This is a genomic window from Glycomyces sp. NPDC047010 (assembly GCF_040644205.1).
Taxonomy (GTDB): domain Bacteria; phylum Actinomycetota; class Actinomycetes; order Mycobacteriales; family Micromonosporaceae; genus Glycomyces.
Window position 1 is genome coordinate 104,112 of record NZ_JBEYVY010000001.1, and the last position, 24,306, is coordinate 128,417.

Below are 24,306 nucleotides of genomic sequence, written 5' to 3' on the forward strand. Positions count from 1 at the left end.
CCTCACCGCGTCAAGAAGGCGTGAAGGAGGCAGCGCAAATTATTACCCTAGCGTACACTCCGGCAGACTGTCAACTGCCCCACCGTGCGGCGGGGTGAGTGGTGACGACCATCTCTCTGGCTGCCGAAGTTCCTCCCGGTCTGGGCCGGTCCCGCGTGGGGGCCGTCGTGCTGTCCTGCCTCTGCGCCACACAGTGGCGCTTGAGGAACTAGTTTGCAGGATCAAGTCACACTTCGTCAAGTCAGGCGTCTAATTCGCCCGGATGCGCCCCTTCGGCCCGGTCGTGCGGAGCGGGCGGGATGCAGGCACGATGCGTCCCTCGGGGCGGCGGAACGCGCCGCGCGGAGGGCCCGTCCCGGGCGTGTCGCGGAAGGTGCGGGCGCGGGACGCCTGCGCGTCGCCCGCGGCCGGGTCCGGCTCAGGCCGGAGCCCCGCCGAGAAGCGGCGTCTCGCGCCCGGGCTCCTGCGGCGGCGAGGCCGCCGCACTTGTACAACGAGCCCGCGCCGTGAAGGTGACGCGGGCTCGGCGGCGGGAACGGGGCGGCCCGGGCCGCGCCCCATCTGCGCGACCCGGGCCTTTTCTTCCCCGATAGAGAGGTGGTCTTGGGTGGTGTGAACGGCGGGCTAGGCGTCCAGGAGCTCCTGGGCCTTGCTGATCGCGTCGTTCATCTCCTCCTGCCAGGCGTAGACGTCCTGCTCGATGGCCGCGTAGGCCTCGACGTGGACCTCTTCGTACGCCTTCTCGGAGGCGTCGGCGTAACCGGACTCCTCACCACAGGCGTCGAAGTCGACGGCCGTCTGGATCTCGTACGCCTTCCAGTCCTCGTACGAGTCCCCGGCGTCGTCGGGGATCGGCGCGATCACGGCGTCGGAGTCGGACATCATCATGTCCTTCTCCTCCTCCGAGGCGTCCTGGTAGTAGAGCGCGTTGAAGAACTCGTAGACGGGGAGCGAGTTGTACTCGTCGAACTCCCATCCCTCGTAGCCCTTGCCGGTGATGCAGTCGACGAGCTCGCCCTGGAGGTCGGCCATCTTCGCGCCGTACTCGGCCTCGATGTCCTCCCACATGGTCTCGTCGCCCCAGGAGGGGTTCTCGGGGCGGTAGGACCAGTAGGAGTAGGACTCCTCGGCGCCGCCCTCGCCCTCGTAGGTCTCCTCGACGAGCTGGGGCTCGCCGTAGAGGGCCTCGATCATCTCCAGCTGGCAGCCGCCGGGCTTGGGCTCCTCGCCCATGTCGTCCTCGCCGACGTCGATCGAGCCGTCGTCGACGACCTCTTCTTCGGCGGACTCGTCCTCACCGGGCATCTCGACGGCGTCCTCGGCCCACTCGCCCTCGCCGTTCATCATGTCGGCGTAGTCCTGGGCGGTGCCGTAGGACCACTCGGCGTACTCCTGGCCCTGGTAGGCGACGTACCAGCCGTACTGCTCCTCGGGGGTGAGGGCGTCCCACTCGGTGGTGTCGGGCTCCTCCCAGGTGCCCTCCTCCTCGTACTCCTCCTCCTCGGCGGCGTAGTAGTCCTCGGCGGCCGGGTCCTCCCAGCCGTCGGGGCTGTTCGCCCACATGCCGAAGCCGTACTCGGCCGCCTCGTCGGCGCCGACGAGGAAGCCCTCGTGGGGGTAGTAGGAGGTGAGCGAGTCCTGCACCTCGGGCTCGTACGCCTGCATCATCCAGGGCTCGTGGACGGTGAAACCCTCGGCCTCCAGGCACTGCTCGACGATCCGGAACTCGGCGGCGGCGAGCTCTGAGTCGATGCGGTTGCTCTCGTTGAGCATCTCGACCAGACGGTCCGCATCGGACTTCTCGGCGTCCTCGCCGAGGCCGAGCATGCCGCAGCCGGCGGTGAGCGCCAGCACGGCGGCCGCACCTACGGCGGCGGCCCCTCTTGTCCCGGGCATCGTCGTTCTCCTCGCGTGTCAGGTGTGTCTACCCGCAAGACGAGGCGGTGCCCGGATTTCGTTGCAAGGCTTCGAGGAATCTTCTGAAAATCTCTCGGGTGGCACGAAACCGGGGCCGCACTGCGCGATGCAGTGCGACCCCGGTCTCCGTACCCAGGGCTGGGAGGCCCCTGGCGTCTAACAGGAGTGCTACTTGAGCGACACGGAGGCGCCGGCGCCTTCGAGGGCCTCCTTGGCCTTCTCCGCGTCGTCCTTCTTCGCACCTTCGAGGACGGCCTTGGGGGCGCTCTCGACGAGCTCCTTGGCTTCCTTCAGGCCGAGCCCGGTGAGGGCGCGCACCTCCTTGATGACCTTGATCTTCGACTCGCCGGCCGAGTCGAGGACGACGTCGAACGTGTCCTTCTCGACAGCGGCTTCCTCGCCACCGGCGGCGCCGGCGACGGCGGCCACGGCGACGGGGGCGGCGGCGGTGACGTCGAACTTCTCCTCGAACGCCTTCACGAAGTCGGAGACCTCGAGGAGGGTCATGCCCTCGAACTGCTCGAGCAGCTCGTCGGTGGACAGCTTAGCCATGGTGTGTTCCTTTCTGTAAAGTCTCGGACCTGCTGGGGATTACTCCCCGGCGGCCGCTTTCTTGTCCTGCAGCGCCGCGCCGAGCCGTGCGACCTGCCCCGCGGGGGCGGCGAGCACGGAGGCGGTCTTCTGCGCGGTGGCCTTGAGCGCACCGGCGAGCTTCGCCAGCAGCACCTCACGCGATTCGAGGTCGGCGAGCTTGTTGATCTCATCGACGGAGAGGGGCTTGCCCTCCATGTACCCGCCCTTGATCACCAAGGCCTCGTGCGACTTCGCGAACGCGCGGAGCCCCTTGGCGGCCTCGACCGGGTCACCCTGGATGAAGGTGATCGCGGTGGGGCCGACGAACAGCTCGTCCAGGCCGGTGACACCGACCTGGTTGGCGGCGCGCTTGGCGAGGGTGTTCTTGGCGACGCGGTACTGCGTCCCCTCGCCGAGGGAACGCCGGAGCTCGCGCAGTTCGGCAACGGTCAGCCCGCGGTACTCGGTGAGCACCGTGGCGGTCGCGTTGGAGAACTCGTCGGCGAGTTCGGCGATGGCGGTCGTCTTGCCCGCCGGGTATTCCCTGTCAGCCATGTTTCCCTCCTTTCTCGGCTGGTCAATCCACAACCGTGCGGAGGCGACAAAAAAGGCGCCCTCGCGGACGCCTCATCACTGGGACCTTCGGGCCGGAGCCCGCACCATGGTCGCTTCGAGTAGTCGCCCTACGTCGGTCCCCGGAGGGTTTACAACCGCGCAAAGCGGTGACCGAACGGTCTATGGGTTGTTGAGTTCCAACCTTACACGGTCGACGACGCAGCCCCAGCACAGGAGACCTGTACCGGGGCTGCGTCACACCTAGGAGGCGCTACTTGATCTTGACCGCCTGCGGGTCGACCGGGATGCCCGGGCCCATGGTGGTGGAGATCGTGGACTTCTTGATGTAGACGCCCTTCGAGCTGGCGGGCTTCAGACGCTGGACCTCTTCGAGGGCCGCGTTGTAGTTCTCCGCGAGCTGCTCGGCCGAGAAGCTGGTCTTGCCGATCGGCAGGTGCAGGTTCGCGTGCTTGTCCACGCGGAACGCGATCTTGCCGGCCTTGATCTCGGTGACGGCCTTGGCGACGTCCGGCGTGACGGTGCCGGTCTTCGGGTTCGGCATGAGGCCGCGCGGGCCCAGGATCCGCGCGATCCGGCCGATCTTGGCCATCTGGTCGGGAGTGGCGACGGCGGCGTCGAATTCGAGCCAGCCCTCGGAGATCCGCTTGACGAGCTCGTCGGAGCCCACCTCGTCGGCACCCGCGGCGACGGCGGCCTCGGCCTTGTCGCCCTCGGCGAAGACGATGACGCGGACGGTCTTGCCCGTGCCGTGGGGCAGGGAGACGGTGCCGCGGACGAGCTGGTCGGCCTGGCGCGGGTCGACGCCCAGGCGCAGGGCGACCTCGACAGTGGCGTCGAACTTCGTCGGGGAGGTCTCCTTGGCGAGGCCGGTGGCCTCGGCCGGGGCGTAGAACTGCGTCCGGTCGACCTTCTTGAACAGGTCTTGGTACTTCTTGCTGCGCTTCATGTTCCATCCTTCGGATGTCGTGGTGTGGGCGGGCGCGCGCCCCTCCACTGGGTTCGCCGCCGGCGGTGCCGGCGGAAGTGACGTTCGGGTGGCGCTAGCCCTCGACGGTGATGCCCATGGAGCGGGCGGTGCCGGCGACGATGAGCGACGCGGCGTCGAGGTCGTTGGCGTTGAGGTCGGGGAGCTTCTTCTCCGCGATCTCGCGCACCTGGGCCGAGGTCACCTTGCCGACCTTGACGCGGTGCGGCTCGCCCGAGCCCTTGGGGACGCCGGCGGCCTTGAGCAGGAGCTTCGCGGCCGGCGGGGTCTTGAGGACGAACGTGAACGAACGGTCCTCGTACACCGTGATCTCAGCGGGGAGGACTTCGCCGCGCTGGGATTCGGTGGCCGCGTTGTAGGCCTTGCAGAACTCCATGATGTTGACGCCGTGCTGACCGAGGGCGGGGCCCACCGGCGGAGCCGGAGTGGCCTGACCACCCTGGAGCTCCAGCTTGAACGTCACAACGGCCTTCTTGTTGGGAGCCATCGTGTCCTTCTCTTCCTGGGATTACGCGGGGCCGTTCCCCCGCGTCTTCTTGCGAGCGCGCAGCAGCGACAAGCAGCTGCGCAACCGTTCCAGGGTACCTGCCGGACGGCAGGGCCCCTGAACGGAGGTATGTGAGCTGTAGCTCGTGCTACAGCTTCGAGACCTGGTTGAAGTTGAGCTCGACCGGGGTCTCGCGGCCGAAGATCGACACGAGGACCTTGAGCTTCTGCTGCTCGGCGTTGATCTCGCTGATCGTGGCGGGCATCGAGGCGAACGCGCCGTCGACCACGGTCACGGACTCGCCCTCGACGAAGTCGACCTTGATGTCCGGGTCGGACGAGGAGGCGTCGGCCGAGGACTCGTCCTTGGGCTTCTGCTCGGGCGGGAGCAGCCACTGGATGACCTCGTCGAGCGGGAGCGGGCTGGGCCGGTCGGTGCGGTCGACCACGCCGACGAAGCCGGTCACGCCCGGGGTGTTGCGCACGACCGAGTAGGACTCGGGCGTCATCTCCATGCGGACGAGCACGTACGAGGGGAAGACCTTGGCCTCCACCTTGGAGCGCTTGCCGTTCTTGATCTCCACCTCGGTGTGGGTGGGGACCTCGATCTGGTAGATGTAGTCCTCCATGTCGAAGGACTGGATGCGGTTCTCCAGGTTCGAGCGCACGCGGTTCTCGAAGCCGGCGTAGGAGTGGAGCACGTACCACTCGCCGGGGGCGAAGCGCAGCTTGGCGCGCAGCGCCTCCGCCGGGTCGACCTCGGGCTCGGCGGGCTCCGCGGACTCCTCGTCGGTCTCCGGCTCGTCGTCGACGTCCGCGACCTGCGCAGCGGCGGCCTGCGCCGCGGCTTCGTTCTTGAAGGCCTCGTCGAACTCAGACACGCTTGACTCTCATTCCGGCTCGGTGCCCGCCGACGGCGGACACTGCGACTGTGCTTCGGTTTCTCGGATGCGGCGGCGCCGCGGCGCCGGGCGGTCCCGCCGCCTCGGCCAGGGCCGCCTGTGAAGTCGCGCGCCGGCGGAACCGGCGCGCGTCATACCCACTAGGGTAGCCGCTCCGCGGCGCGCCGCGACTCAGGCACCGTCGAAACGGCGCAGGTCACGCGAACCGGGCGGCCCGGGCGGGGCCGCGGAAGCTAGGAGTCGGCGCCGAAGGCCCGGCGGACGAGGTCGCCGAAGAGCAGGTCGAGCCCGCCGATGTACGCCATCATGATGCCGACGAAGACGAGCACCACGATCGAGTAGGTGATGAGCTGGCGGCGGGTCGGGTAGACGACCTTGCGGAGCTGCTCGACCACCTCGCGCAGGAACCGCCCGAGCTTCTTGAAGGGATTGCGCTCGGCGGTCTTCTCGCCCTGCTTGCGGGTGGGACGACCCTTGTCGGCGGTCGCATCGGAGCGGCTGGTGTCGTCGGCCACGTCGGCTTCCTCCAGGGTTCGTCTCTGATCGGGGCGGTCAGGCTTGCAGCATACCGGACTAGCCGGACGCGTCCGCGTCGCGGCGTCGCGCTTCGTAAGCGGCGCTGATCTCCAGCTTGCGCTCCCGCCAGTGCTCGTGCATGAGCCGCATCTCCACCTTGATGAACTCCATGAACGCGGCGGTCTGGATGAGACGGTCGCGGCCCGGTCCGACGGGGAGGGTCTCGATGCCGACGACCGCGGTGTCGCGGTAGCGGTCGAGGAAGCCGGAGCGATCGAGCATGATGCCGCCCCAGATGTCCTCGTCGTTGAGGCGGTAGACGTCGGCGCGGGTGGAGGCGCGGCGGGTCTTGAAGACGAGCCCGGCGGCGAGCAGCTCGCGCACGGCGCCGGAGACGGCGGCGAGGCTGATGCTCAGGCCCTCGGCGATCTCGGCGGCCGTGTAGGTCTCCTCGTCGTCCACGAGGATGTAGGTGAAGACCCGCGCGGCCATGCGCTGCATGCCGCTGCCGACCAGGATCGCGGCGAACTGCTCCACGTAGTCGAGCATGGCCTTGCGCTCCGCGCTGTGCTCTTCCATGTCTCTCCTTCGCCGCGCCCTGATGGGTCTTGATGGTATCTTGACGCTCCATAGGTTTCACAAATTTGTGAAAACTATGATAGCTTGAGCGCATGAACGCAGTGATCCGCACTGAGAACCTGGTCAAGCGCTTCGGTCACGTGACCGCGCTCGATCATCTCAACCTCGAAGTGGCCCAAGGCGAGACCCACGGATTCCTGGGCCCGAACGGCGCCGGCAAGTCCACCACCATCCGCGTCCTCCTCGGGATGCTCCGGTCCGACGAGGGCCGCGCCGAGCTCTTCGGCGCCGACCCCTGGAAGGACGCCGCCGAGCTCCACCGGCGCCTCGCCTACGTGCCCGGCGACGTCGCCCTGTGGCCCGGCCTCACCGGCGGGGAGACCATCGACCTGCTCGGGCGCCTGCGCGGCGGCACCGACAAGGGCAAGCGCGACGAGCTCCTGGAGCGCTTCGACCTCGACCCGCGCAAGAAGGGCCGCTCCTACTCCAAGGGCAACCGGCAGAAGGTCGCCCTCGTCGCCGCGTTCGCCGCCGACGTGGACCTGCTCCTGCTCGACGAGCCCACCTCCGGCCTCGACCCGCTCATGGGCGCGGTCTTCAACGAGTGCGTCAAGGAGGCCGCCGCCCAGGGCCGCACCGTGCTCCTCTCCAGCCACATCATGAGCGAGGTCGAGGCGCTGTGCGAGCGGGTGAGCATCATCCGCAAGGGCGTCATCGTCGAGACCGGCTCGCTCGCCGAGATGCGGCACCTGTCGCGCTCGCGGCTGCGCGCGACCCTGAAGAACCCCGTGCGGGGCCTGGAGGACCACGAGGGCGTCCACGACCTGGCCGCCGACGGCCTCGACATCGACTGCACCGTCGACGCCTCCGCGCTCGACGACGTGCTCGCGCAGCTCGCCGTCGCGGGCGTCGCCGGGCTCACCTGCGAGCCGCCGTCCCTGGAGCAGATCTTCATGCGCTTCTACGGCGACGAGCTCGCCGCGTCGGGCGTCCACGAGGGGAACGGGAAATGACCACCGCAGCAGCGGAGATCGAGGACGGCCTCGGGACGCTCGCCGGGACCGGCAAGATCCTCCGGTTCCAGCTCCGCCGGTCCCGCATGTTCCTGTTCTGGTGGATCGCGGGCATCGCCGGGTTCACCTGGATGGTCGTGCCCGTCATCGCCGACCAGTACACGACCGAGGCCGAGCGGGTCGGGTTCGCGGCCACGATGAGCTCCCCCGCGATGCTCTCCATGAGCGGGCCGGTCGAGTACGTCCACGCGTACGCCGAGAGCGTCGGCGCGCTGTTCTCCCACCGGATGATCCTGTGGACCTGCGCGATGACCGCCGTCATGTTCGTCCTGCTGGTCACCCGCCTCACCCGGGCCGACGAGGAGACCTCGCGGTCCGAGGTCATCCGGTCGCTGCCGATCGGGCGCCGCGCCGACCTGGCCGCCGCGCTGCTCGTCAGCGCCGGGGCCGCGGTCGTCCTCGGCGGGCTCCTCGCGCTCGCCGCCACGGGCCTCGACGGCGGGGACGGGACCAGCCCGCTCCTGTTCGGGGCCGTCCACACCGCGGTCGGCCTGGTCTTCGCGAGTCTCACGGCCGTGGCCGCGCAGCTGAGCGAGAACGCCTCCACGGCGACCGGGTACGGGCTGGCCGCGCTCGGCGCGTCGGTGCTGTTCGCGGGCGCCGGGAACGCCGAGGGGAACTGGGCGACCTGGCTCTCCCCGATCGGCTGGTCGCAGCTCACGTTCGTGTACACGCCCGAGCAGCGGTGGTGGCCGCTCCTGGTGTCGCTGCTCGTCGCGGTCGCGGCGGTGCTCGTGGCGTTCACGCTGGTCGCGCACCGCGACTTCGGGCAGGGCATGTTCGCGGCCCGCCGCGGCCGCGCCGAGGCCAAGCCGGGCCTGAAGTCCGCCGGGGCGCTGACGTTCCGCCTCACCCGCGGGCTCATCTGGACCGGCGCGATCACGCTCCTGCTGCTGGGCATGGCGTACGGCTCGGTCCTCGGCGGCGCCGACGACTTCGCCGACGGGCTGTCCCAGGCGCAGAAGGAGATCCTCGACCGGGGCGGGGCCACGCTGCAACTGAGCTTCGCGACCACGTTCATCTCCATCAACGCGATCGTCGCGGCCCTGTTCGGCGTGCTCGTCGTCGGCCGCGGCCGCAAGGAGGAGACCGTCGGGCGCGGCGAGCTCATCGCCGCCGGACCCGTGTCGCGCCTCGGCTGGCCCGGCACGTACCTGCCCGCCGCGCTGTTCACCGCCACCGTCACCAACCTCCTCGGCGGCCTCGGGCTGGCCGCGGTCGGCGCGGGCGGCGACGGCGACCTGTTCGGGAAGATCCTCATCGGCACGCTCGTGCAGCTCCCCGCGATCTGGGTGCTCGTCGCGTTCGTGTTCGCGGCCTTCGCGTGGCTGCCGCGCGCGGGCTGGCTGCGGTGGCTCGCGTGGACGTGGACGCTCCTCGTCGTCTACTTCGGCACCCTGCTCAACCTCCCGGAGTGGGCGATGGCGGTCTCGCCGTTCGACCACCTCGGGAACTACCCGGCCGAGGACTTCTCGGCCGCGGCACTGGTCGTGCTCACCGTGATCGCGGCCGCCCTGGCGGCCTTCGGATACGCGGGGCTGCGCCGCCGGAACCTCAGCTTCAACTGATCGCAAGGGAAACCGGGCGCCGCCGGTCCGACAACACCCCGGACCGGCGGCGCCGCCCTCCGCGCCGCTGTGCCGCCCCTCCGGGGCCGGGATTGTCGTACCCCCGTGCTTCGCTGTGGTTCCATGGGCAGCGTGCTGGACCTCCGCTATGAGTTGACCGATCCGCCCGCCGACGAGGAGTCCCCACTCGACCCGGCGCAGCGGTCGGCGGTGGAGCACGCCGCCGGGCCGCTGCTCGTGCGCGGCGGGCCCCAGACCGGGAAGACCGAGGCGCTCCTGCGGGCCGCCGCCGCGAAAGTCGAGGCCGGGGCCGACCCGGCGTCGATTCTGTTCTTCGGGCTGCGCCGCCAGGACACCGCCTACCTGCGGGCCCGCCTCAACGCCGCCACGGCCCACCGCTCGGCCGCCGAGATCGGCGTGTACACCTTCCCCGCGTTCGCGTTCGCGCTCCTGAGATCCGCCGCGGCGGCGGACGGCCGGGAGGAGCCGCGGCTGCTCACCGGCCCCGAGGCCGATGCGCTCATCCGCTCGATGCTCGAAGGCGAGGACTTCGGGTGGCCCGACGGGTTCGACGAGGCCGTGCGCACCTACGCGTTCGCGCAGCAGCTCCGCGACCTGGTCCTGCGCAGCGGCGAGCGCGGGCTCTCCGCGCCCGAGCTGACCCGCCTCGCGCTCGACCACGACCGGCCCGAATGGGGCGCGGCCGCCCGCTTCTACGACCGGTACGTCACCACCCTCGCCCTCCAGTCGATGTCGAGCGCCCTGTACGACTCCGCGGAGATCGTGCGGGCCGCCGCGGCCGCACTGCGCGCGCGTCCCGGGCTGCTCCCGCGGCCCTCGTGGGTGTTCGTGGACGACCTCCAGGACGCGACCCCCGCGCACCTGGGCCTGCTGCACCTCCTCGCGGGCGAGGGCGGGAACCTCGTCGCCGCGGGCTCCCCCGACGCGGCCGTCTTCGGCTACCAGGGCGGCGACGCCGAGTCCGTGCGGGAGTTCCCCGACCGGTTCCCCACCGGCACAGGGGAGGAGGCGCCGGTCGTCCAGTTGAACGACGTCCACGACGTCGCGCTCGCGCCCCTCGCGGCGACCACGGTCCTGTCGCGGCGGCTGCGCGGGACCGACCGCGACCGGCGCCGCGGCACCCGCTCGGAGGAGCCCGGCCGCGCCGAGGTCGTGTACCTGCCCTCGCCGACGCGCGAGGCCGTGTACATCGCCGACACCGCGCGCCGCGCCCACCTGCTCGACGGGGTCCCCTACGGCGACATGGCGGTCGTCGTCAAGTCCGCGTCGGCGATCCCGCACCTGCGCCGCGCCATGCAGCACGCCGGGGTGCCCACCCGCCAGGCCGCCGACGACGTGCCGCTCCCGGCCCACCCCACCGTCCGGGACCTGCTGCGCACCGTCCTCGTCGGCCGCCACCCCGAGCGCCTCGACGAGGCCGTCGCGGCCGGGCTGCTGCACTCGCAGTTCGGCGGCGCCGACCCGTTCGCCGAGCGGCGGCTGCGCCAGGAGCTGCGGCGCCTCGCCGTCGCCGCCGACGACTTCTCCCCCGGCGCCGACCTCCTCGTGGAGGCCCTCGCCGACCCCGCGCGCATCGCGGCGCTCCCCGACGAGGAGTGGGCCGCGCCCGCGCGGCGCCTCGACGCCCTGTTCACCGCCGCCCGCGCGGGCACCGGCATCACCGAGACCCTGTGGACGGTGTGGGAGGCGTCGGAGCTGAGCGAGCGGCTGCGGCGCCGGGCCCTGTCCTCGGACCGGCGGGCGCAGCGCGCCGACGCCGAACTGGACGCGGTCATCGCCATGTTCGACCTCGCCGCCGACTACGAGAAGAAGCAGCCCGGCGCGGGCGCCGAGGTCTTCTGCGAGCACGTGCTGCACCAGCAGCTCCCCGGCGACTTCCTCTCGGCGCGTGCCGAACTGGGCGATGCGGTGACCCTCGCGACCGCGCACGCCGCGCACGGGCGGCGCTGGGACTTCACGGTCGTCGCGGGCGCGCAGGAGGGCGTGTGGCCGAACCTGCGGCCCCGCGGCTCGCTCCTGGGCGCCGAGGCGCTCGTGGACGTCCTCGACGGGCGCGCCGACGTCGACCAGGTCGCGCAGCTCCTCGACGAGGAGCGGCGGCTGTTCTACAACGCATGTACTCGCGCGCGCACCCGGCTGCTGGTCACGGCCGTGGACTCCGACGACGCGCAGCCGAGCCGGTTCTGCGGGGAGCTGGGCGTCGAACCCGGGGCGGCGCCGCGGCGCGGGCGCCCCCTGAGCCTCGCGTCCCTCGCGGCGCGGCTGCGGGAGGCCGTGGTGGACGCCGGGCACGCCGAGCGCGACGCGGCCGCGGCCGGTCTGCGGCGCCTCGCCGGGACGGGCGTGCCGGGCGCGGACCCCGCGAAGTGGTGGGGGCTCGCGCAGATCTCCGACGAACGGGCGCTCGCGCTCGCCGGGGAGACGATCCGGATCTCGCCCTCGCAGGTGGAGACCACGCAGCAGTGCGGGCTGCGGTGGGTCCTCGAATCGCACGGCGCCGACGACGGCGACCTCCTGCCGCGGCACCTCGGAACGCTCCTGCACGCGGCCGCCGAGGCGGTCACCGTCGACCCGGGGGCCGACCCGAAGGCGGTCATGGAGCAGGTCGTGGGCGAGCACTTCGACCGGCTGCCGTTCGAGGCGCCCTGGCACGCCGAGCAGCAGCGGCGCCGCGTCTCGGGCGCGGTGGAGCGGTTCGCGGCCTGGCTGGGCGCGAACCAGAGGGAGCTGATCGGCGCGGAGCGGTCGTTCCGGGTGAAGCTCGAACTGGGGCCGCCGGGCGTCGAGGTCGTCATGTCGGGGCAGATCGACCGGCTCGAACGCGACGGCGACGGGCGCCTGTACGTGGTGGACCTGAAGACCGGGAAGACCGCGCCCACCAAGGCCGAGGTGGAGCAGCACGCGCAGCTGGGCGTGTACCAGTTGGCGGTGGCCGAGGGCGCGTTCCCCGAAGGGGGCGAGCCGGGCGGTGCCGAACTGGTGTACCCGAACATCGAGAACAAGTCGACGAAGACCGTGGCGCAGGGCCCGCTCGGCGAGGCCGAGAACCCCGACTGGGCGCGGAACCTGGTGGCGGACACGGCGAACCGCATGGCCGGGTCGGTGTTCGAGGCCCGCAACACCAGCAAGTGCGAGACCTGCTCGGTCAAGCACTGCTGCCCGATCGCGGACGAGGGACGGCAGGTTACGGATGAATGAGGCACGGTTGAGTGAGGCTCGGTCGAGTGGGCAAGCGGCGCAGGTGAACGAGGCGCGGGTGGCCGGCCAGGCGGGCGAGCGGGTCGTGGGCCACCGGAGCTTCGGGGCCGTCGGGCTCGCGAACCGGCTCGGGCAGCCCTCCCCCACCGAGGAGCAGCGCGCGGTCATCGAGGCGGGGCGGGACCCGCTGCTGGTCATCGCGGGCGCGGGCTCGGGGAAGACCACCACGATGGCCGACCGCGTCGTGTGGCTCATCGCGAACCGGGTGGTGCGGCCCGAGCACATTCTCGGCCTCACGTTCACGCGCAAGGCCGCCGCGGAACTGGCCGCGCGCGTCCGTGACAAGCTCCGGCGGCTCACCGAGTCGCTCCCCGAACTCGCCGAACTGCACGGCGAACCTACGGTGTCCACGTACAACGCGTACGCGGGCGGCCTGGTCGGCGAGCACGGGCTGCGCATCGGCATCGAGCCGGGCACGCGCGTCGTCACCGACACCGGCCGGTGGCAGCTCGCGCGGGACCTGGTGTGCGCGTGGGACGGCGAGATGAGCGAGTTCGACGTGAGCGTCGACCGCGTCACCGAGCTGGTGCTCCAGCTCGCGGAGCAGCTCGCCGAGCACCTGCGGGACGGCGCCGACCTGCGCCGCTTCGACCGGGACCTGCACGAGCACCTCGAAGAACGCTCCTCCGCGCGCCTGAACGACGAGTTCCGGAGCCTGATGTCCCTGCGCCGCAAGCGCGACCAGCTCCTGCCACTGGTGGAGGCGTGGGACCGGCGCAAGCGCGAACTCGGCGTCATGGACTTCGCCGACCAGCTGTCGCTGGCCGCGCAGCTCGTCGCGGGCGCCCCCGAGATCATCCGCACCGAGCGCGACCGGTGGCGCGTGGTGCTCCTCGACGAGTACCAGGACACCTCGTTCTCGCAGGTGTCGCTCCTGCGGGACCTGTTCGGCGGCGGGCACCCGGTGACGGCCGTCGGCGACCCGAACCAGTCCATCTACTCCTGGCGCGGCGCCTCGGCGGGCACGCTCCAGCGGTTCCCGCAGGACTTCCCCGCCGCGGGCGGGACCCCCGCCGCCGTCGCGTACCTGACGAAGTCGTGGCGCAACCGCGAAGCGGTCCTGGAGACCGCGAACGCCGTGTCCGAGCCGCTGCGCGCGGGCGCGGTCCCGCCGCTCACGGTGGGCGCCAAGTTCGACGACGAGCACGGCATCGGCTCGGTCGAGGCCGCCATGCACCTGACGGCCGCCGACGAGGCCGAGTGGATCGCCGCCCGCCTCGCCGCCGTGTGGGAGCCCGGCGCCGACGAGACCGCCGCGGTCCTCATCCGCAAGCGCCGCCAGATCCCGGCCCTGCACCGGGCCCTCACCAACGCGGGGCTCCCCGTGCAGGTCGTGGGCTCGCTCGGGCTGCTGTACTACCCGGAGGTCGCCGAGACCGTGGCGATGCTGCGGGCCGCGGCCGACCCCACCAACGGGCCCGCGCTCATGCGGCTCCTCGCGGGGAACCGGTGGCGGATCGGGCCGCGGGACATCGCGGCGCTGTGGACGCGCGCCCGCGAACTCGCCCCCGACTCGCGCGGGTTCGAGCCGGACGCGGGCGCCGACGCGGAGGCGTCCCTCGCCGACGCGCTCGCCGACCCCGGTGCGGCCGAACGGTACTCGACCCTCGGGTACCTGCGGTTCGAGCAGCTCCACGAGGAGCTGAGCTGGATCCGCGGGCGGCTCGGACAGAGCCTGCCCGACGTGGTGGGCGACGTGATCGCCCACTCGGGGCTCGACGTGGAGGTCATGCTCCACCACGGCGACCTGTCCAACCTGGACGAGTTCACGGACATCGCGGCGTCCTACGAGAACGACACGCTCGGAGCGAGCGTCCCGGGGTTCCTGTCGTACCTGGAGTCGGCGGCGAAGCGCGAGCGCGGCCTCGTGGTAGAGGGCGCGAACCCGGCGGGCGGGGTGGTGCAGCTGATGACGGTGCACGCCGCGAAGGGCCTGGAGTGGGACGTGGTGTCGGTGCCGGGGCTGTGCGAGGGCATCCTCCCGACGTCGGTGAAGCGCGACTCGACGTGGGTGTCGGACGCGGCGCGGCTGCCGTACGGGCTGCGGGGCGACGCCGAGAACCTGCCGGTCCTGTACCTGGACGAGGCGCACACGCCCGCCGACGTGAAGAAGGCCGTGCAGGACTTCAAGACCGACGACCGGGAGGCGCGGCTCGACGAGGAGCGGCGGCTCGCGTACGTGGCGCTCACCCGGGCCCGGCGGGCGCTGCTGGCGTCGGGGTACTGGTGGGACGCGGAGGCGCGGTCGGCGCGCAAGCCCGCGCCGTTCCTCCAGGAGGCGCGGAACGCGGGCGCGGAGGTGCCGGTGTGGACCGACCCGGGGCCGTCGAACCCCCTCGAAGACCAGGCGCGGACGGCCGAGTGGCCCGCCAAGGCGCCCTTGGGTTCCCGGCAGGCGGTGTTCGCGGAGGCCGCGGAGCTGGTGCTGTCGGCGCCGGAACCCGAGCGGGAGGGGCCGCTCGCGCGGCAGTGGCGCGAGGAGGCGGAGCTGCTGCTCGCTGAGCGGGACGAGCGCGAGTCGGGGGTGGTGCGGCTGCCGCGGCCCGCGCGGCTGTCGACCTCGCAGCTCATGGCGATGCGCGCCGACGAGGAGGGCTTCGCGGCCGAGCGGCGGCGCCCGATGCCGCAGCCGCCGCGCCCGGCGACGCAGCGGGGCACGGAGTTCCACTCGTGGGTCGAGGAGTTCTTCGGCGGGGGAACGCTGTTCGACCCGGTGGACCTGCCGGGCGCGGCCGACGAGGCCGTGGACCAGGCGGACCTGGAGCGGCTCAAGGCCGCGTTCCGGGCCTCGTCGTGGGCGGGGCGGCGGATCGCCGCGCAGGAGGTGCCGTTCGTGGTCGAGTACGAGGGCACGGTGGTGCGCGGGCGTATTGATGCGGTGTTCCACCGTGAGGGCGGCGGGTACGACATCGTGGACTGGAAGACCGGCCGCCCGCCGCGGGGCGAGGCCGCCGAGCACGCGGCGCTCCAGTTGCGCGTGTACCGCAAGGCGTGGGCGAGGTTGAAGGGCATCGACGAGGCGCAGGTGCGCACGGCGTTCCACTACATCTCGTCGGACCACACGTGGTGGCCCGACCTTTAGCGCCCCGTTCAGCCCCGGCTCGCCCCGGGTTTGCACTGCCCCGTTAACGTGACGGGCAAGTTACGCGGCCCTACCCGGGGCCGAGCCCGACCCCCCATGTGATTGGACCCGATGGACATCAACGTCAAACTCCGCCGCGCCACCGCCCTGACCGGCGGCGCCTTCGCCCTCGCCCTGGCCCTGTCCGCGTGCGGCGCCGGAAGCGACACGCCCGACGGCGCGGTCGAGGGCTTCCTCAAGGACGGCGCCGAGGACATGGTGAACGCCATGCTCGACGGCGACGGCGAGAAGGCCGCCGACATCGCGGGCGACTACTTCTGCGCCGACGACGTCGCGGGCGTCGAAGAGGCGGCGGCCCAGTTCGAGGGCATGACCGACGAGGAGAAGCAGCAGTTCGAGGAGATGGCGGGCGACGAGTTCTCCATGTTCGAGGACATGTCGTACGAGGTCGGCGAGGTCACCGAGGACGGCGACACCGCCACCGTGGAGGTCTCCATCACCGCGAACGACGAGACCACCGACGAGACGTTCGACCTCGTCAAGGAAGACGACGCCTGGAAGATCTGCGGGTTCATGGCCTAAGGCCCGCAACACGAAAGGGCCCGGCGACCGAGCGGTCGCCGGGCCCTTGCCCGTTCTCCTACTGCTTCACGACTGCGGCCTTCACCGACTCGCCCTCGCCGGCGTCCCCGGCGGTGGCGGTGTCGGGCAGGTCCGCGAAGTCGAGCGCCAGCGCGAGCGTCTCGGCCTTGACGAAGTCCAGGTGGGCTTCGACGGCGGCGCGGACGGCGGGCGAGGCGTCGACGGTGACGGCCACGCGGTCGGTGACGTCGAGGTCGGCGTCCTTGCGGGCCTGCTGGATGACGCGGACGAGGTCGCGGGCGAGGCCCTCGGCGGCGAGCTCCGGGGTGACCTCGGTGTCGAGGACGAGCACGCCGCCCTCGCCCGGGAGGGCCTCGGTGTGGTCGGCGTCGACGGCGACCATGGTGAGCTCGTACTCGCCTTCTTCGAGGGCGACGCCTCCGGCGGTGACGGTGCCGTTCTCGGCGGTCCAGTCGCCGGACTTGACGGCCTTGATGACGCGCTGCACGTCCTTGCCGAGGCGGGGCCCGAGGACGCGCGGGACGAGTTTGAGGTCGGACTTGGAGTACGCCTCGACGTTCGCGTCGAACTCGACGGCCTTGACGTTCAGCTCGTCCTTGAGGAAGTCCGCGAACGGCGCGAGCCGCTCGGCGTGCGGGGTCGCGACGGTGACCTTCGCGAGCGGCAGGCGCACGCGGAGCTTGCGGGCCTTGCGCATGAACAGGCCGACGGAGGCGATGTCGCGCACGGCGTCCATCGCTTCGACGAGCGCGTGGTCGGCGGGGAGGTCCGCGGGGTCGGGCCAGTCGGCGAGGTGCACGGAGCGGCCGCCGGTGAGGCCCTTCCAGATGTCCTCGGCGACCATCGGCAGCAGCGGCGCGGCGACCTCGGTGGCCGTCTTGAGCGCCGTTGCGAGCGTTGCGAATCCGGCCTCGTCGCCCTCCCAGAAGCGGTCGCGGGAGCGGCGCACGTACCAGTTGGTGAGGCTTTCGAGGTAGGAGCGGAACGCGGCGGTGGCGGCGACGAGGTCGTAGCCGTCCATGGCGCCGGTCATGGTCTCGACGAGTTCGCGGGTCTTGGCGAGCAGGTACTTGTCGAGGCGGTGCTCGGAGGCGAGCGCGGTGGCGCGGGCCTCGCGGGGGCTCGCCTCGTACCCGGCGGCGCCGGCGTAGAGCGTGTAGAAGTACCAGACGTTCCACAGTGGCAGGACGATCTGGCGGACGGCGTCGCGGAAGCCGGTCTCGGTGACGGGCATGTCGCCGCCGCGCAGGACCGGGGAGGCGACGAGGGACCAACGGACGGCGTCGGACCCGAACTGCTCGAAGGACTCCCTCACGTCGGGGTAGTTCTTCAGGGACTTGGACATCTTCTGGCCGTCGGCGCCCAGGAGGGTGCCGTGGACGACGGCGGTGCGGAACGCGGGCCGGTCGAACAGGGCGGTGGACAGGACGTGCAGCAGGTAGAACCAGCCGCGCGTCTGGGCGGTGTACTCGACGATGAAGTCGCCGGGGAAGTGGTGCTCGAACCAGTCGGCGTTCTCGAACGGGTAGTGGACCTGCGCGAACGGCATGGACCCGGACTCGAACCAGCAGTCGAGGACCTCGGGGACGCGGCGCATGACGGACTTGCCCGTGGGGTCGTCCGGGTTGGGGCGCACGAGGTCGTCGATGTGGGGCCGGTGGAGGTCGGTGACGTGCACGCCGAAGTCGCGCTCCAGTTCGGCGAGCGAGCCGTAGACGTCGGTGCGCGGGTAGGCGGGGTCGTCACTGGTCCACACGGGGATCGGGGAGCCCCAGAAGCGGTTGCGGCTGATGTTCCAGTCGCGGGCGTTGGCGAGCCACTTCCCGAACTGGCCGTCCTTGATGTGGACGGGGGTCCAGTCGATCTCCTGGTTGAGTTCGACCATGCGGTCGCGGAACCGCGTGACGGCCACGAACCACGCGGAGAGGGCGCGCTGGATCAGCGGCGAGCCGCAGCGCCAGCAGTGCGGGTAGTTGTGGTTGTAGGTGTCGTGGCGCAGGAGCCGCTGGGTGGCCTTGAGGTCGTTGATGATGAGCTTGTTGGCGTCGAAGACGTGGACGCCCGCGTAGGGGGGGACCTCGTCGGTGAACTTGCCGGAGTCGTCGACGGGGACGACGGGTTCGATCCCGGCGGCGTCGGTGACGACCTTGTCCTCTTCACCGAAGGCGGGGGCGATGTGGACGACGCCGGTGCCGTCCTCGGTGGTGACGTAGTCGGCGGCGAGGACCTGGTGGGCGTTCTCGCGGCCGGTGAAGAAGTCGAACGGCGGGTTGTAGCGCAGGCCGATGAGGTCGGCGCCCTTGTGGCGGGAGACGACCTCGGAGTCGTCGCCGAGTTCGCGGGCGTAGGCGCCGAGGCGGGCCTCGGCGAGGAGGTAGCGGCCGTCCTCGTTGGCGACGACGACGTAGTCGACGGCGGGGTGGACGGCGGCGGCGAGGTTGGACGGGAGGGTCCAGGGCGTGGTGGTCCACACCAGGAGCTTGACGCCGTCCAGGGGGCCGTCGGCGACGACGTCGAGGCCGACGGTGACGGCCGGGTCCTGGCGGTCCCGGTAGGTGTCGTCCATCTTCGTCTCGGTGGCGGCCAGGGGGGTCTCGCAGCGCCAGCAGTACCAGAGGACGCGGTAGCCCTCGTAGATGAGGCCCTTGTCGTAGAGCTCCTTGAACGCCCACATGACCGACTCCATGTAGGTGAGGTCGAGGGTCTTGTAGTCGTTCTCGAAGTCGACCCAGCGGGCCTGGCGGGTGACGTAGTCGTGCCATTCGCCGGTGAACTGGAGGACGGACGCCTTGGCGGCGGCGTTGAACCGGTCGATGCCGTACGCCTCGATGTCGGCCTTGGACTTGAGGCCGAGCTCCTTCTCGGTGGTGACCTCGGCGGGCATGCCGTGGGTGTCCCAGCCGAAGCGGCGCTCGACGCGCTTGCCGCGCATGGTCTGGTAGCGGGGGACGATGTCCTTGACGTAGCCGGTGAGGAGGTGCCCGTAGTGGGGCAGGCCGTTGGCGAAGGGCGGGCCGTCGTAGAAGACGAACTCGTTGGAGCCGTCGTCGCCGGCGGGGCGGGCCTCGATGGAGGACTGGAAGGTGTCGTCCTTGGTCCAGAAGTCGAGGACGCGGCGCTCGACCTCCGGGAGGTTCGGGCTCGCGGGAACGCCCCGTCGGGGGTCGTCGAGTGGATAGGCCATGGGACCCGGGTCTCCTCACACACGCACTTGGTCTTCGTGTGCGAGGACGAGTCGCGCCCGGTGAGGGGCGGCCCGCGGTACCACCTCGCTTGGCGCACTGGTGCGCCCGCTCGTTCGGCGGCGGTGACGGGCCGCGTCCGTCCGGTTCTAGTGGGGCCCGCCTCGCGCTCGGCGCGGTGGGCCGGTTCTTCCGGAAGCTCGCCGGTGATGGCCGGGTCGACGCTGTTGCACGCAAGTGTAGCGCTGCCCGCCGCGGCGGTCGCGCGCGTTTCGGGGCGGCGCGCGGGCGCGGTCACCGGCCGGCGTCCCACGGTGCGGGCATGTAGTATTCGGCCTGTGAGATTCCACGCGAACAACTGGTGGTGGCGTCGCTGAGGCGGCGTCCTGCTTTTCGCGTGCGAGTGAAGCGAGCGACCGTCTGGTAGGCGGTCGCTTCGTCGTATCCGGGGTCGGCCGCCTCAGGACGGGACTAGTGACCCAGTTTCTTTCGAGGAAGAGGCCCTTGATGACCTTGTTCAAGACCCCGTCGGGCGTGACGGTCGAGCGGACGGTGTCCGAGCTCGACTCGCCCGACCTCTCCGCGGTGGTGGCGCAGGTCGAGGCCCGCCGCGGCGGCGTCCTCTCCAGCGGCATGGAGTACCCGGGGCGCTATTCGCGCTACCACCTCGCGTACGTCGACCCCTCGCTGGAGGTCGTGGCGCGGGGCCGCACGGTGACCGTGCGGCGGTTGAACGCCCGCGGCTACCTCCTCGTGGACGTCCTCGCCGACGCACTGGCCGCCGCCGAAGTCGGAACGGTGACGCGCGAGGACGGCGAGGTGCGCGTCGAGGTGCCCGTCCCGACCGGGCGCGTCCCCGAGGAGCTGCGGTCGAAGCTGCCGACGGCGTTCTCGGCGCTGCGCGTGGTGCTCGACGCGCTCCGCTGCGACGACCCGTACCTGGGCCTGTGGGGGGCGTTCGGGTACGACCTGGCGTACCAGTTCGAGCCGATCCCGTACGCGAAGGACCGGCCCGCCGACCAGCGCGACCTGGTGCTGCACCTGGCCGACGAGCTGTACGTGGTGGACCGCAAGCGGGAGACCGCGCAGGTGCGCCGGTACGAGTTCTCGCTCGGGGACCGGTCCACGAAGGGCCTGGCGCGGGAGACCGAGTCGCTCGACTACGTGCGGGCGGAGGCGGTCCCGGACGGGCCGGTGCCGGGCGTGTACGCCGACATGGTGGTGCGCGCGAAGAAGGAGTTCAAGGCGGGCAACCTGTTCGAGGTCGTCCCGGGCCATGAGATGTACGCGGAGTGCGACTCCCCGACGGCGTTCTACGAGCGGCTGCGCACCGCGAACCCGGCGCCGTACGAGTTCCTGTTCAACCTGGGCGAGCGCGAGTACCTGGTGGGGGCCTCGCCGGAGATGTTCGTGCGGGTCACCGGGGACCGGGTGGAGACCTGCCCGATCTCGGGGACGATCGCGCGCGGCGCCGACCCGATGCACGACGCGACGCAGATCGCGGCGCTCATCGGCTCCGCGAAGGAGGAGTCGGAGCTGACGATGTGCACCGACGTGGACCGCAACGACAAGGCGCGCGTGTGCGTGCCCGGGTCCGTGAAGGTCCTGGGGCGCAGGCAGATCGAGATGTACTCGCGGCTGATCCACACCGTGGACCACATCGAGGGGCGGCTGCGGGAGGGCATGGACGCGCTCGACGCGTTCCTGACCCACATGTGGGCGGTGACGGTGACGGGCGCGCCGAAGACGTGGGCGATGCGGTTCATCGAGGAGCAGGAGACGACGCCGCGGCGCTGGTACGGCGGGGCGGTCGGGTTCGTGGGCTTCGACGGGACGATGAACACCGGGCTGACGCTGCGGACCGCGCAGATCCGCGGGGGCGTCGCGTGCGTGCGCGCGGGCGCGACCCTGCTGTACGACTCCGACCCGGCCGCGGAGGAGGCCGAGACGCACCTGAAGGCGCGCGCGCTGCTGGAGACGGCGGCGGGCGGCCTCGGCGCGGCGGCCCCGGTGCCCGAGCCGATCGAGGTCGCGGGCGGACCGATGGGGGCCGGGCGGAAGGTCCTGCTGGTGGACCACGAGGACTCGTTCGTGAACACGCTCGGCGACTACTTCCGGCAGCACGGCTGCGAGGTGACGACGCTGCGGTTCGGGTTCGACGCGCCGTCGGTGCTCGACGAGCTCGCGCCGGACCTGGTGGTGCTCTCGCCGGGGCCGGGGCGCCCGGAGGACTTCGACACGGCGGCGCTGCTCGACGAGATCGAGCGGCGCGGGCTCCCCGCGTTCGGGGTGTGTCTGGGGCTCCAGGCGATGGTCGAGCATGCGGGCGGGCGGCTGTCGCTGCTGGACGAGCCGAGCCACGGCAAGCCCGGGAACGTGAAGGTCAACGGCGGCGGCCTGTTCGACGGGCTGCCCGACGAGGTGACCGCGGCCCGGTACCACTCGCTGTACGCGACGGCCGACCAGGTCAGGGGCGATTTCACGCCGACCGCGGCGATCGGCGGCGTGGTCATGGCGATCGAGGCGCCCGTGAAGCGCTGGTTCGCGGTGCAGTTCCACCCGGAGTCGATCCTGACGGCTTCGGGCGCGCACGGCCACCGGATCGTGGGGAACGCGCTGCGCCTGACGGCCTGAGCGATCGCAGACGGGGCCGGGGAGCGATGCTCCCCGGCCCCGTTCTCGTTGTCCCGCAGGTGGTCTAAGAGGTGAACTCCCAGTCCTGGACGCAGCCCCACGCGCTGTGGCCCCAGTTCCCGTCCCAGTAGACCTCCATCCAGAAGTCGCTGGAGAGGCCGCACGCGGTGTATTCACCGCCGGCGACGCGGGTGCAGGACGTCTGCACCCAGGTCCCGGCCGGGATCGACCCGATGATCGCCGACTCCGCCTCGGCGCGGAGGCGGTGGTTGACCCCTTCCGCGAAGCGGGCCCGGCAGGTGCGCTGCTCGGCGGCGGCGTCGGGCGCCGCCGCGTTCTCGATGCGCGACTTCACGGGCGTCGGCGCTTCGACGGGAGCCGCCGCGGCCGAGGATGTGGTGGACAGCGACAGCGCGAGCGCTGCCGCCGCGACACCGATGGCAGTGAAGATCCTCTTCATTACCATGATCACCCCTTTGGTGAACTTGATCAGGACTGCGCCTTGTGACGCACTCACTACCTAAGTACGAGCAAGTGCCGAATTCGGTGCAAAACGGTCAATGTCGGGAACCTGACAGAAGTCGTCCGGCGCGTCGGATCGCATCGACGGGGACGCGGGGCTCGGGTGTTCGAAAACGGGCGGAGTGGATACGCCGACGGAATGTCGGTGGCCCGTGATCGGATGGAGGGATGGCGAAAACCGTGTACAACACCGCGACCACCGTCGACGGGTTCATTGCCGATCCCGACAACTCCCTGGAGTGGCTCTTCACCGTCCCGGGCGGGCACCCCGATGACGCGGGGGCGGACGGCGGGGCCGTCGAGACGCCGCTCGACGAGATGGACGAGTTCATGAAGGGCGTCGGCGCGATCTGCATGGGCTCCACCACCTATGAGTGGATCGTCCAGTACGAGGGGCTCCTCGACCACCCGGAGAAGTGGGGCTACGAGCAGCCGTGCTGGGTCCTCACCAGCCGCGACCTCCCGGCCGTCCGCGGCGCCGACATCACCTTCGCCTCGGGCGACGTCAGGGAGGTCCACGCCGCGATGGCCGCGGCCGCGGGCGACAAGGACCGCTGGCTCATCGGCGGCGGCGAGCTCGTCGGCCAGTTCTTCGACGCCGGCCTCCTCGACGAGGTCCGCGTCAGCCTCGCCCCGGTCTTCCTCGGCGCGGGCGCGCCGCTCCTCCCCCGCCGCATCCTCTCGGACCGCCTCGAACTCATCGAGGCCAAGCCCAGCGGCCAGTTCGCCACCCTCGCTTACCGGGTGAAGAACTAAGGGGCACCAGGGAACCCGGTCGGCCGCCCACCGTCCGCCCGGAACCTCCCGACCGCCCCGGGCCGCCCCTGCGGCCGGAGACTCGCCCGGCCGCCCCGGTCCCGGCCCGCCCCTGCGGCGGGTCGGGACCGGACCTGTTTCCAGTGCGGGAACTTCCCCGAGCGGGCAGGCGTGCGGGTGGTGGCCGGACCTGATTCCGCTACGGGAGCTTGGGGGGCCTCCCCCTCTCCCCCCCACCCCCGCCCCACCCACCCTGATTGTTCGCGTCAATGCCCTCCCGGCTTGGCTACCGCCGGGTACCGACGCTTCGACTTGCGTTAGAAGACCGACTCGCCTGTGCGCGGCGCTGCGGCCCTATGACTCCGGCCCGGCCCGCGAAGTGCGGGCCGGGCCGATGGCGCTAGTCGTCGTCGCCGCGGTCGTCGTCGTCATCGTCGTGGCGGTCGCCGCCGCGGTCGTCGTTGTCGTCATCGTCGTCGTGGTGGTCGTCGTCGGAGTCGTCCGAGTCGTCGTCCTGGTGGGTGCCGAGGATCGAGCCGTCGAGGGCGTCGACCGCGACGTCCCACTCGATGCCGTCGGCGTCGGTGATGTCGACGACCCACACCGGGAAGTCGGCGCTGCCTTCGAGGTCGACGTCGCGGACCGTGCCGTCGACCTCGGCGAGGGCGGCCTCCACGGCCGCGTCCTCGCCGATCGCGGCATCGGGGAGGACGAAGTCGTCGTCGCCGTGGTCGTCCCAGGCGTCGTCCCAGTCACCGCCGTGGTCGTCGGTGGACTCGGTGCCGCCGGAGGCCGGCTGCCCCGTGCCGGACTGGTCGCCGCCCGAGTTCGCGGACTCGAAGGGGTCGTCGTCGGCTGCGAACGCGGCGGCGGCGCCGCCGCCGAGGAGGAGGGCGCCTGCGGCGCCCGCGATCACGAGAGTGCGGTGGCGGCCGGTGAAGCTGCGGGCCTTCGCGAACTTCGTGAGGTTCTGGGTCGGGGTCTGGTCGTTCATGGCGGGTCCTTTCGGGCCGTGCTGATCTGATGGGGGCAACCATGCGCCGGCGAACCTGAAGCCAAGCTGAAGTCACCTG

18 protein-coding genes are annotated in these 24,306 nt (G+C 71.4%); 7 read left to right on the top strand and 11 right to left on the bottom strand.

Translation table 11 applies throughout. The features are described 5' to 3' along the window. Positions 1–624: 624 nt before the first annotated feature. The 8 genes from AB0A65_RS00515 to AB0A65_RS00550 form a co-directional block, all read right to left on the bottom strand. Positions 625–1,896, bottom strand: coding sequence for a hypothetical protein (locus tag AB0A65_RS00515; protein ID WP_359943940.1), 1,272 nt, complete (start codon positions 1,894–1,896; stop codon positions 625–627). A 189-nt stretch (positions 1,897–2,085) separates the two neighbouring features. Next, entirely contained in the window at positions 2,086–2,469 is a 384-nt protein-coding gene (gene rplL / locus AB0A65_RS00520) for a 50S ribosomal protein L7/L12 (protein ID WP_359943942.1), read from the bottom strand. Between the two features lie 39 nt (positions 2,470–2,508). Further along, positions 2,509–3,045, bottom strand: a complete 537-nt coding sequence (gene rplJ, locus AB0A65_RS00525; protein WP_359943947.1) for a 50S ribosomal protein L10 — start codon at positions 3,043–3,045, stop codon at positions 2,509–2,511. Positions 3,046–3,316: 271 nt separating this feature from the next. Beyond that, a complete protein-coding gene (gene rplA / locus AB0A65_RS00530) occupies positions 3,317–4,012 on the bottom strand; it encodes a 50S ribosomal protein L1 (RefSeq protein ID WP_359943949.1) in 696 nt (231 codons plus the stop codon). A gap of 94 nt (positions 4,013–4,106) precedes the next feature. Continuing rightward, a complete protein-coding gene (rplK, locus tag AB0A65_RS00535; protein ID WP_106361868.1) occupies positions 4,107–4,538 on the bottom strand; it encodes a 50S ribosomal protein L11 in 432 nt (143 codons plus the stop codon). 148 nt (positions 4,539–4,686) lie between these two features. Then, positions 4,687–5,418 carry a transcription termination/antitermination protein NusG gene (nusG, locus tag AB0A65_RS00540; protein WP_359943952.1) on the bottom strand — a complete coding sequence of 244 codons (732 nt, stop codon included), beginning with the start codon at positions 5,416–5,418 and terminating at the stop codon, positions 4,687–4,689. Positions 5,419–5,672: 254 nt separating this feature from the next. Next, positions 5,673–5,954 carry a preprotein translocase subunit SecE gene (gene secE, locus AB0A65_RS00545; RefSeq protein ID WP_198667517.1) on the bottom strand — a complete coding sequence of 94 codons (282 nt, stop codon included), beginning with the start codon at positions 5,952–5,954 and terminating at the stop codon, positions 5,673–5,675. A gap of 58 nt (positions 5,955–6,012) precedes the next feature. Further along, positions 6,013–6,534 (bottom strand): helix-turn-helix domain-containing protein, encoded by a 522-nt coding sequence (locus tag AB0A65_RS00550; protein ID WP_359943956.1) that lies wholly within the window; start codon positions 6,532–6,534, stop codon positions 6,013–6,015. Between the two features lie 92 nt (positions 6,535–6,626). On the opposite strand from AB0A65_RS00550, the gene AB0A65_RS00555 reads away from it, so the two are divergent. The 5 genes from AB0A65_RS00555 to AB0A65_RS00575 all read left to right on the top strand — a co-directional run bounded on the left by AB0A65_RS00555 (position 6,627) and on the right by AB0A65_RS00575 (position 16,118). After that, positions 6,627–7,547, top strand: a complete 921-nt coding sequence (locus tag AB0A65_RS00555; protein ID WP_359943959.1) for an ABC transporter ATP-binding protein — start codon at positions 6,627–6,629, stop codon at positions 7,545–7,547. Beyond that, complete coding sequence (locus tag AB0A65_RS00560) at positions 7,544–9,175, top strand: ABC transporter permease (protein WP_359943960.1); 1,632 nt, start codon at positions 7,544–7,546, stop codon at positions 9,173–9,175. Before AB0A65_RS00555 ends, AB0A65_RS00560 begins: the two co-directional genes overlap by 4 nt. 123 nt (positions 9,176–9,298) lie before the next feature. Then, positions 9,299–12,394 carry an ATP-dependent DNA helicase gene (locus tag AB0A65_RS00565; protein ID WP_359943963.1) on the top strand — a complete coding sequence of 1,032 codons (3,096 nt, stop codon included), beginning with the start codon at positions 9,299–9,301 and terminating at the stop codon, positions 12,392–12,394. Positions 12,395–12,437: 43 nt separating this feature from the next. Then, positions 12,438–15,536: a UvrD-helicase domain-containing protein gene (locus AB0A65_RS00570; RefSeq protein ID WP_359943965.1), complete on the top strand. Its 3,099-nt coding sequence runs from the start codon at positions 12,438–12,440 to the stop codon at positions 15,534–15,536. A gap of 111 nt (positions 15,537–15,647) precedes the next feature. Further along, entirely contained in the window at positions 15,648–16,118 is a 471-nt protein-coding gene (locus AB0A65_RS00575; protein WP_359943968.1) for a DUF4878 domain-containing protein, read from the top strand. A gap of 58 nt (positions 16,119–16,176) precedes the next feature. Here the strand turns inward: AB0A65_RS00575 and ileS are convergent, their stop codons facing one another. Then, a complete protein-coding gene (ileS, locus tag AB0A65_RS00580) occupies positions 16,177–19,323 on the bottom strand; it encodes an isoleucine--tRNA ligase (RefSeq protein ID WP_359943971.1) in 3,147 nt (1,048 codons plus the stop codon). A 505-nt stretch (positions 19,324–19,828) separates the two neighbouring features. Here ileS and AB0A65_RS00585 point away from each other — a divergent pair. Next, on the top strand, positions 19,829–21,955 hold the full coding sequence (locus AB0A65_RS00585; protein WP_359943974.1) for an anthranilate synthase component I: 2,127 nt from the start codon (positions 19,829–19,831) through the stop codon (positions 21,953–21,955). Positions 21,956–22,019: 64 nt separating this feature from the next. Here the strand turns inward: AB0A65_RS00585 and AB0A65_RS00590 are convergent, their stop codons facing one another. Then, complete coding sequence (locus AB0A65_RS00590; RefSeq protein ID WP_359943977.1) at positions 22,020–22,415, bottom strand: hypothetical protein; 396 nt, start codon at positions 22,413–22,415, stop codon at positions 22,020–22,022. Positions 22,416–22,645: 230 nt separating this feature from the next. Here AB0A65_RS00590 and AB0A65_RS00595 point away from each other — a divergent pair, with 230 nt between their 5' ends. After that, complete coding sequence (locus AB0A65_RS00595; protein WP_359943980.1) at positions 22,646–23,233, top strand: dihydrofolate reductase family protein; 588 nt, start codon at positions 22,646–22,648, stop codon at positions 23,231–23,233. A 400-nt stretch (positions 23,234–23,633) separates the two neighbouring features. On the opposite strand, the gene AB0A65_RS00600 is transcribed toward AB0A65_RS00595, so the two are convergent. Continuing rightward, the gene (locus tag AB0A65_RS00600; RefSeq protein WP_359943983.1) at positions 23,634–24,227 is read right to left on the bottom strand and encodes a PepSY domain-containing protein; all 594 of its coding nucleotides are present in this window, start codon (positions 24,225–24,227) and stop codon (positions 23,634–23,636) included. Positions 24,228–24,306: the final 79 nt, after the last annotated feature.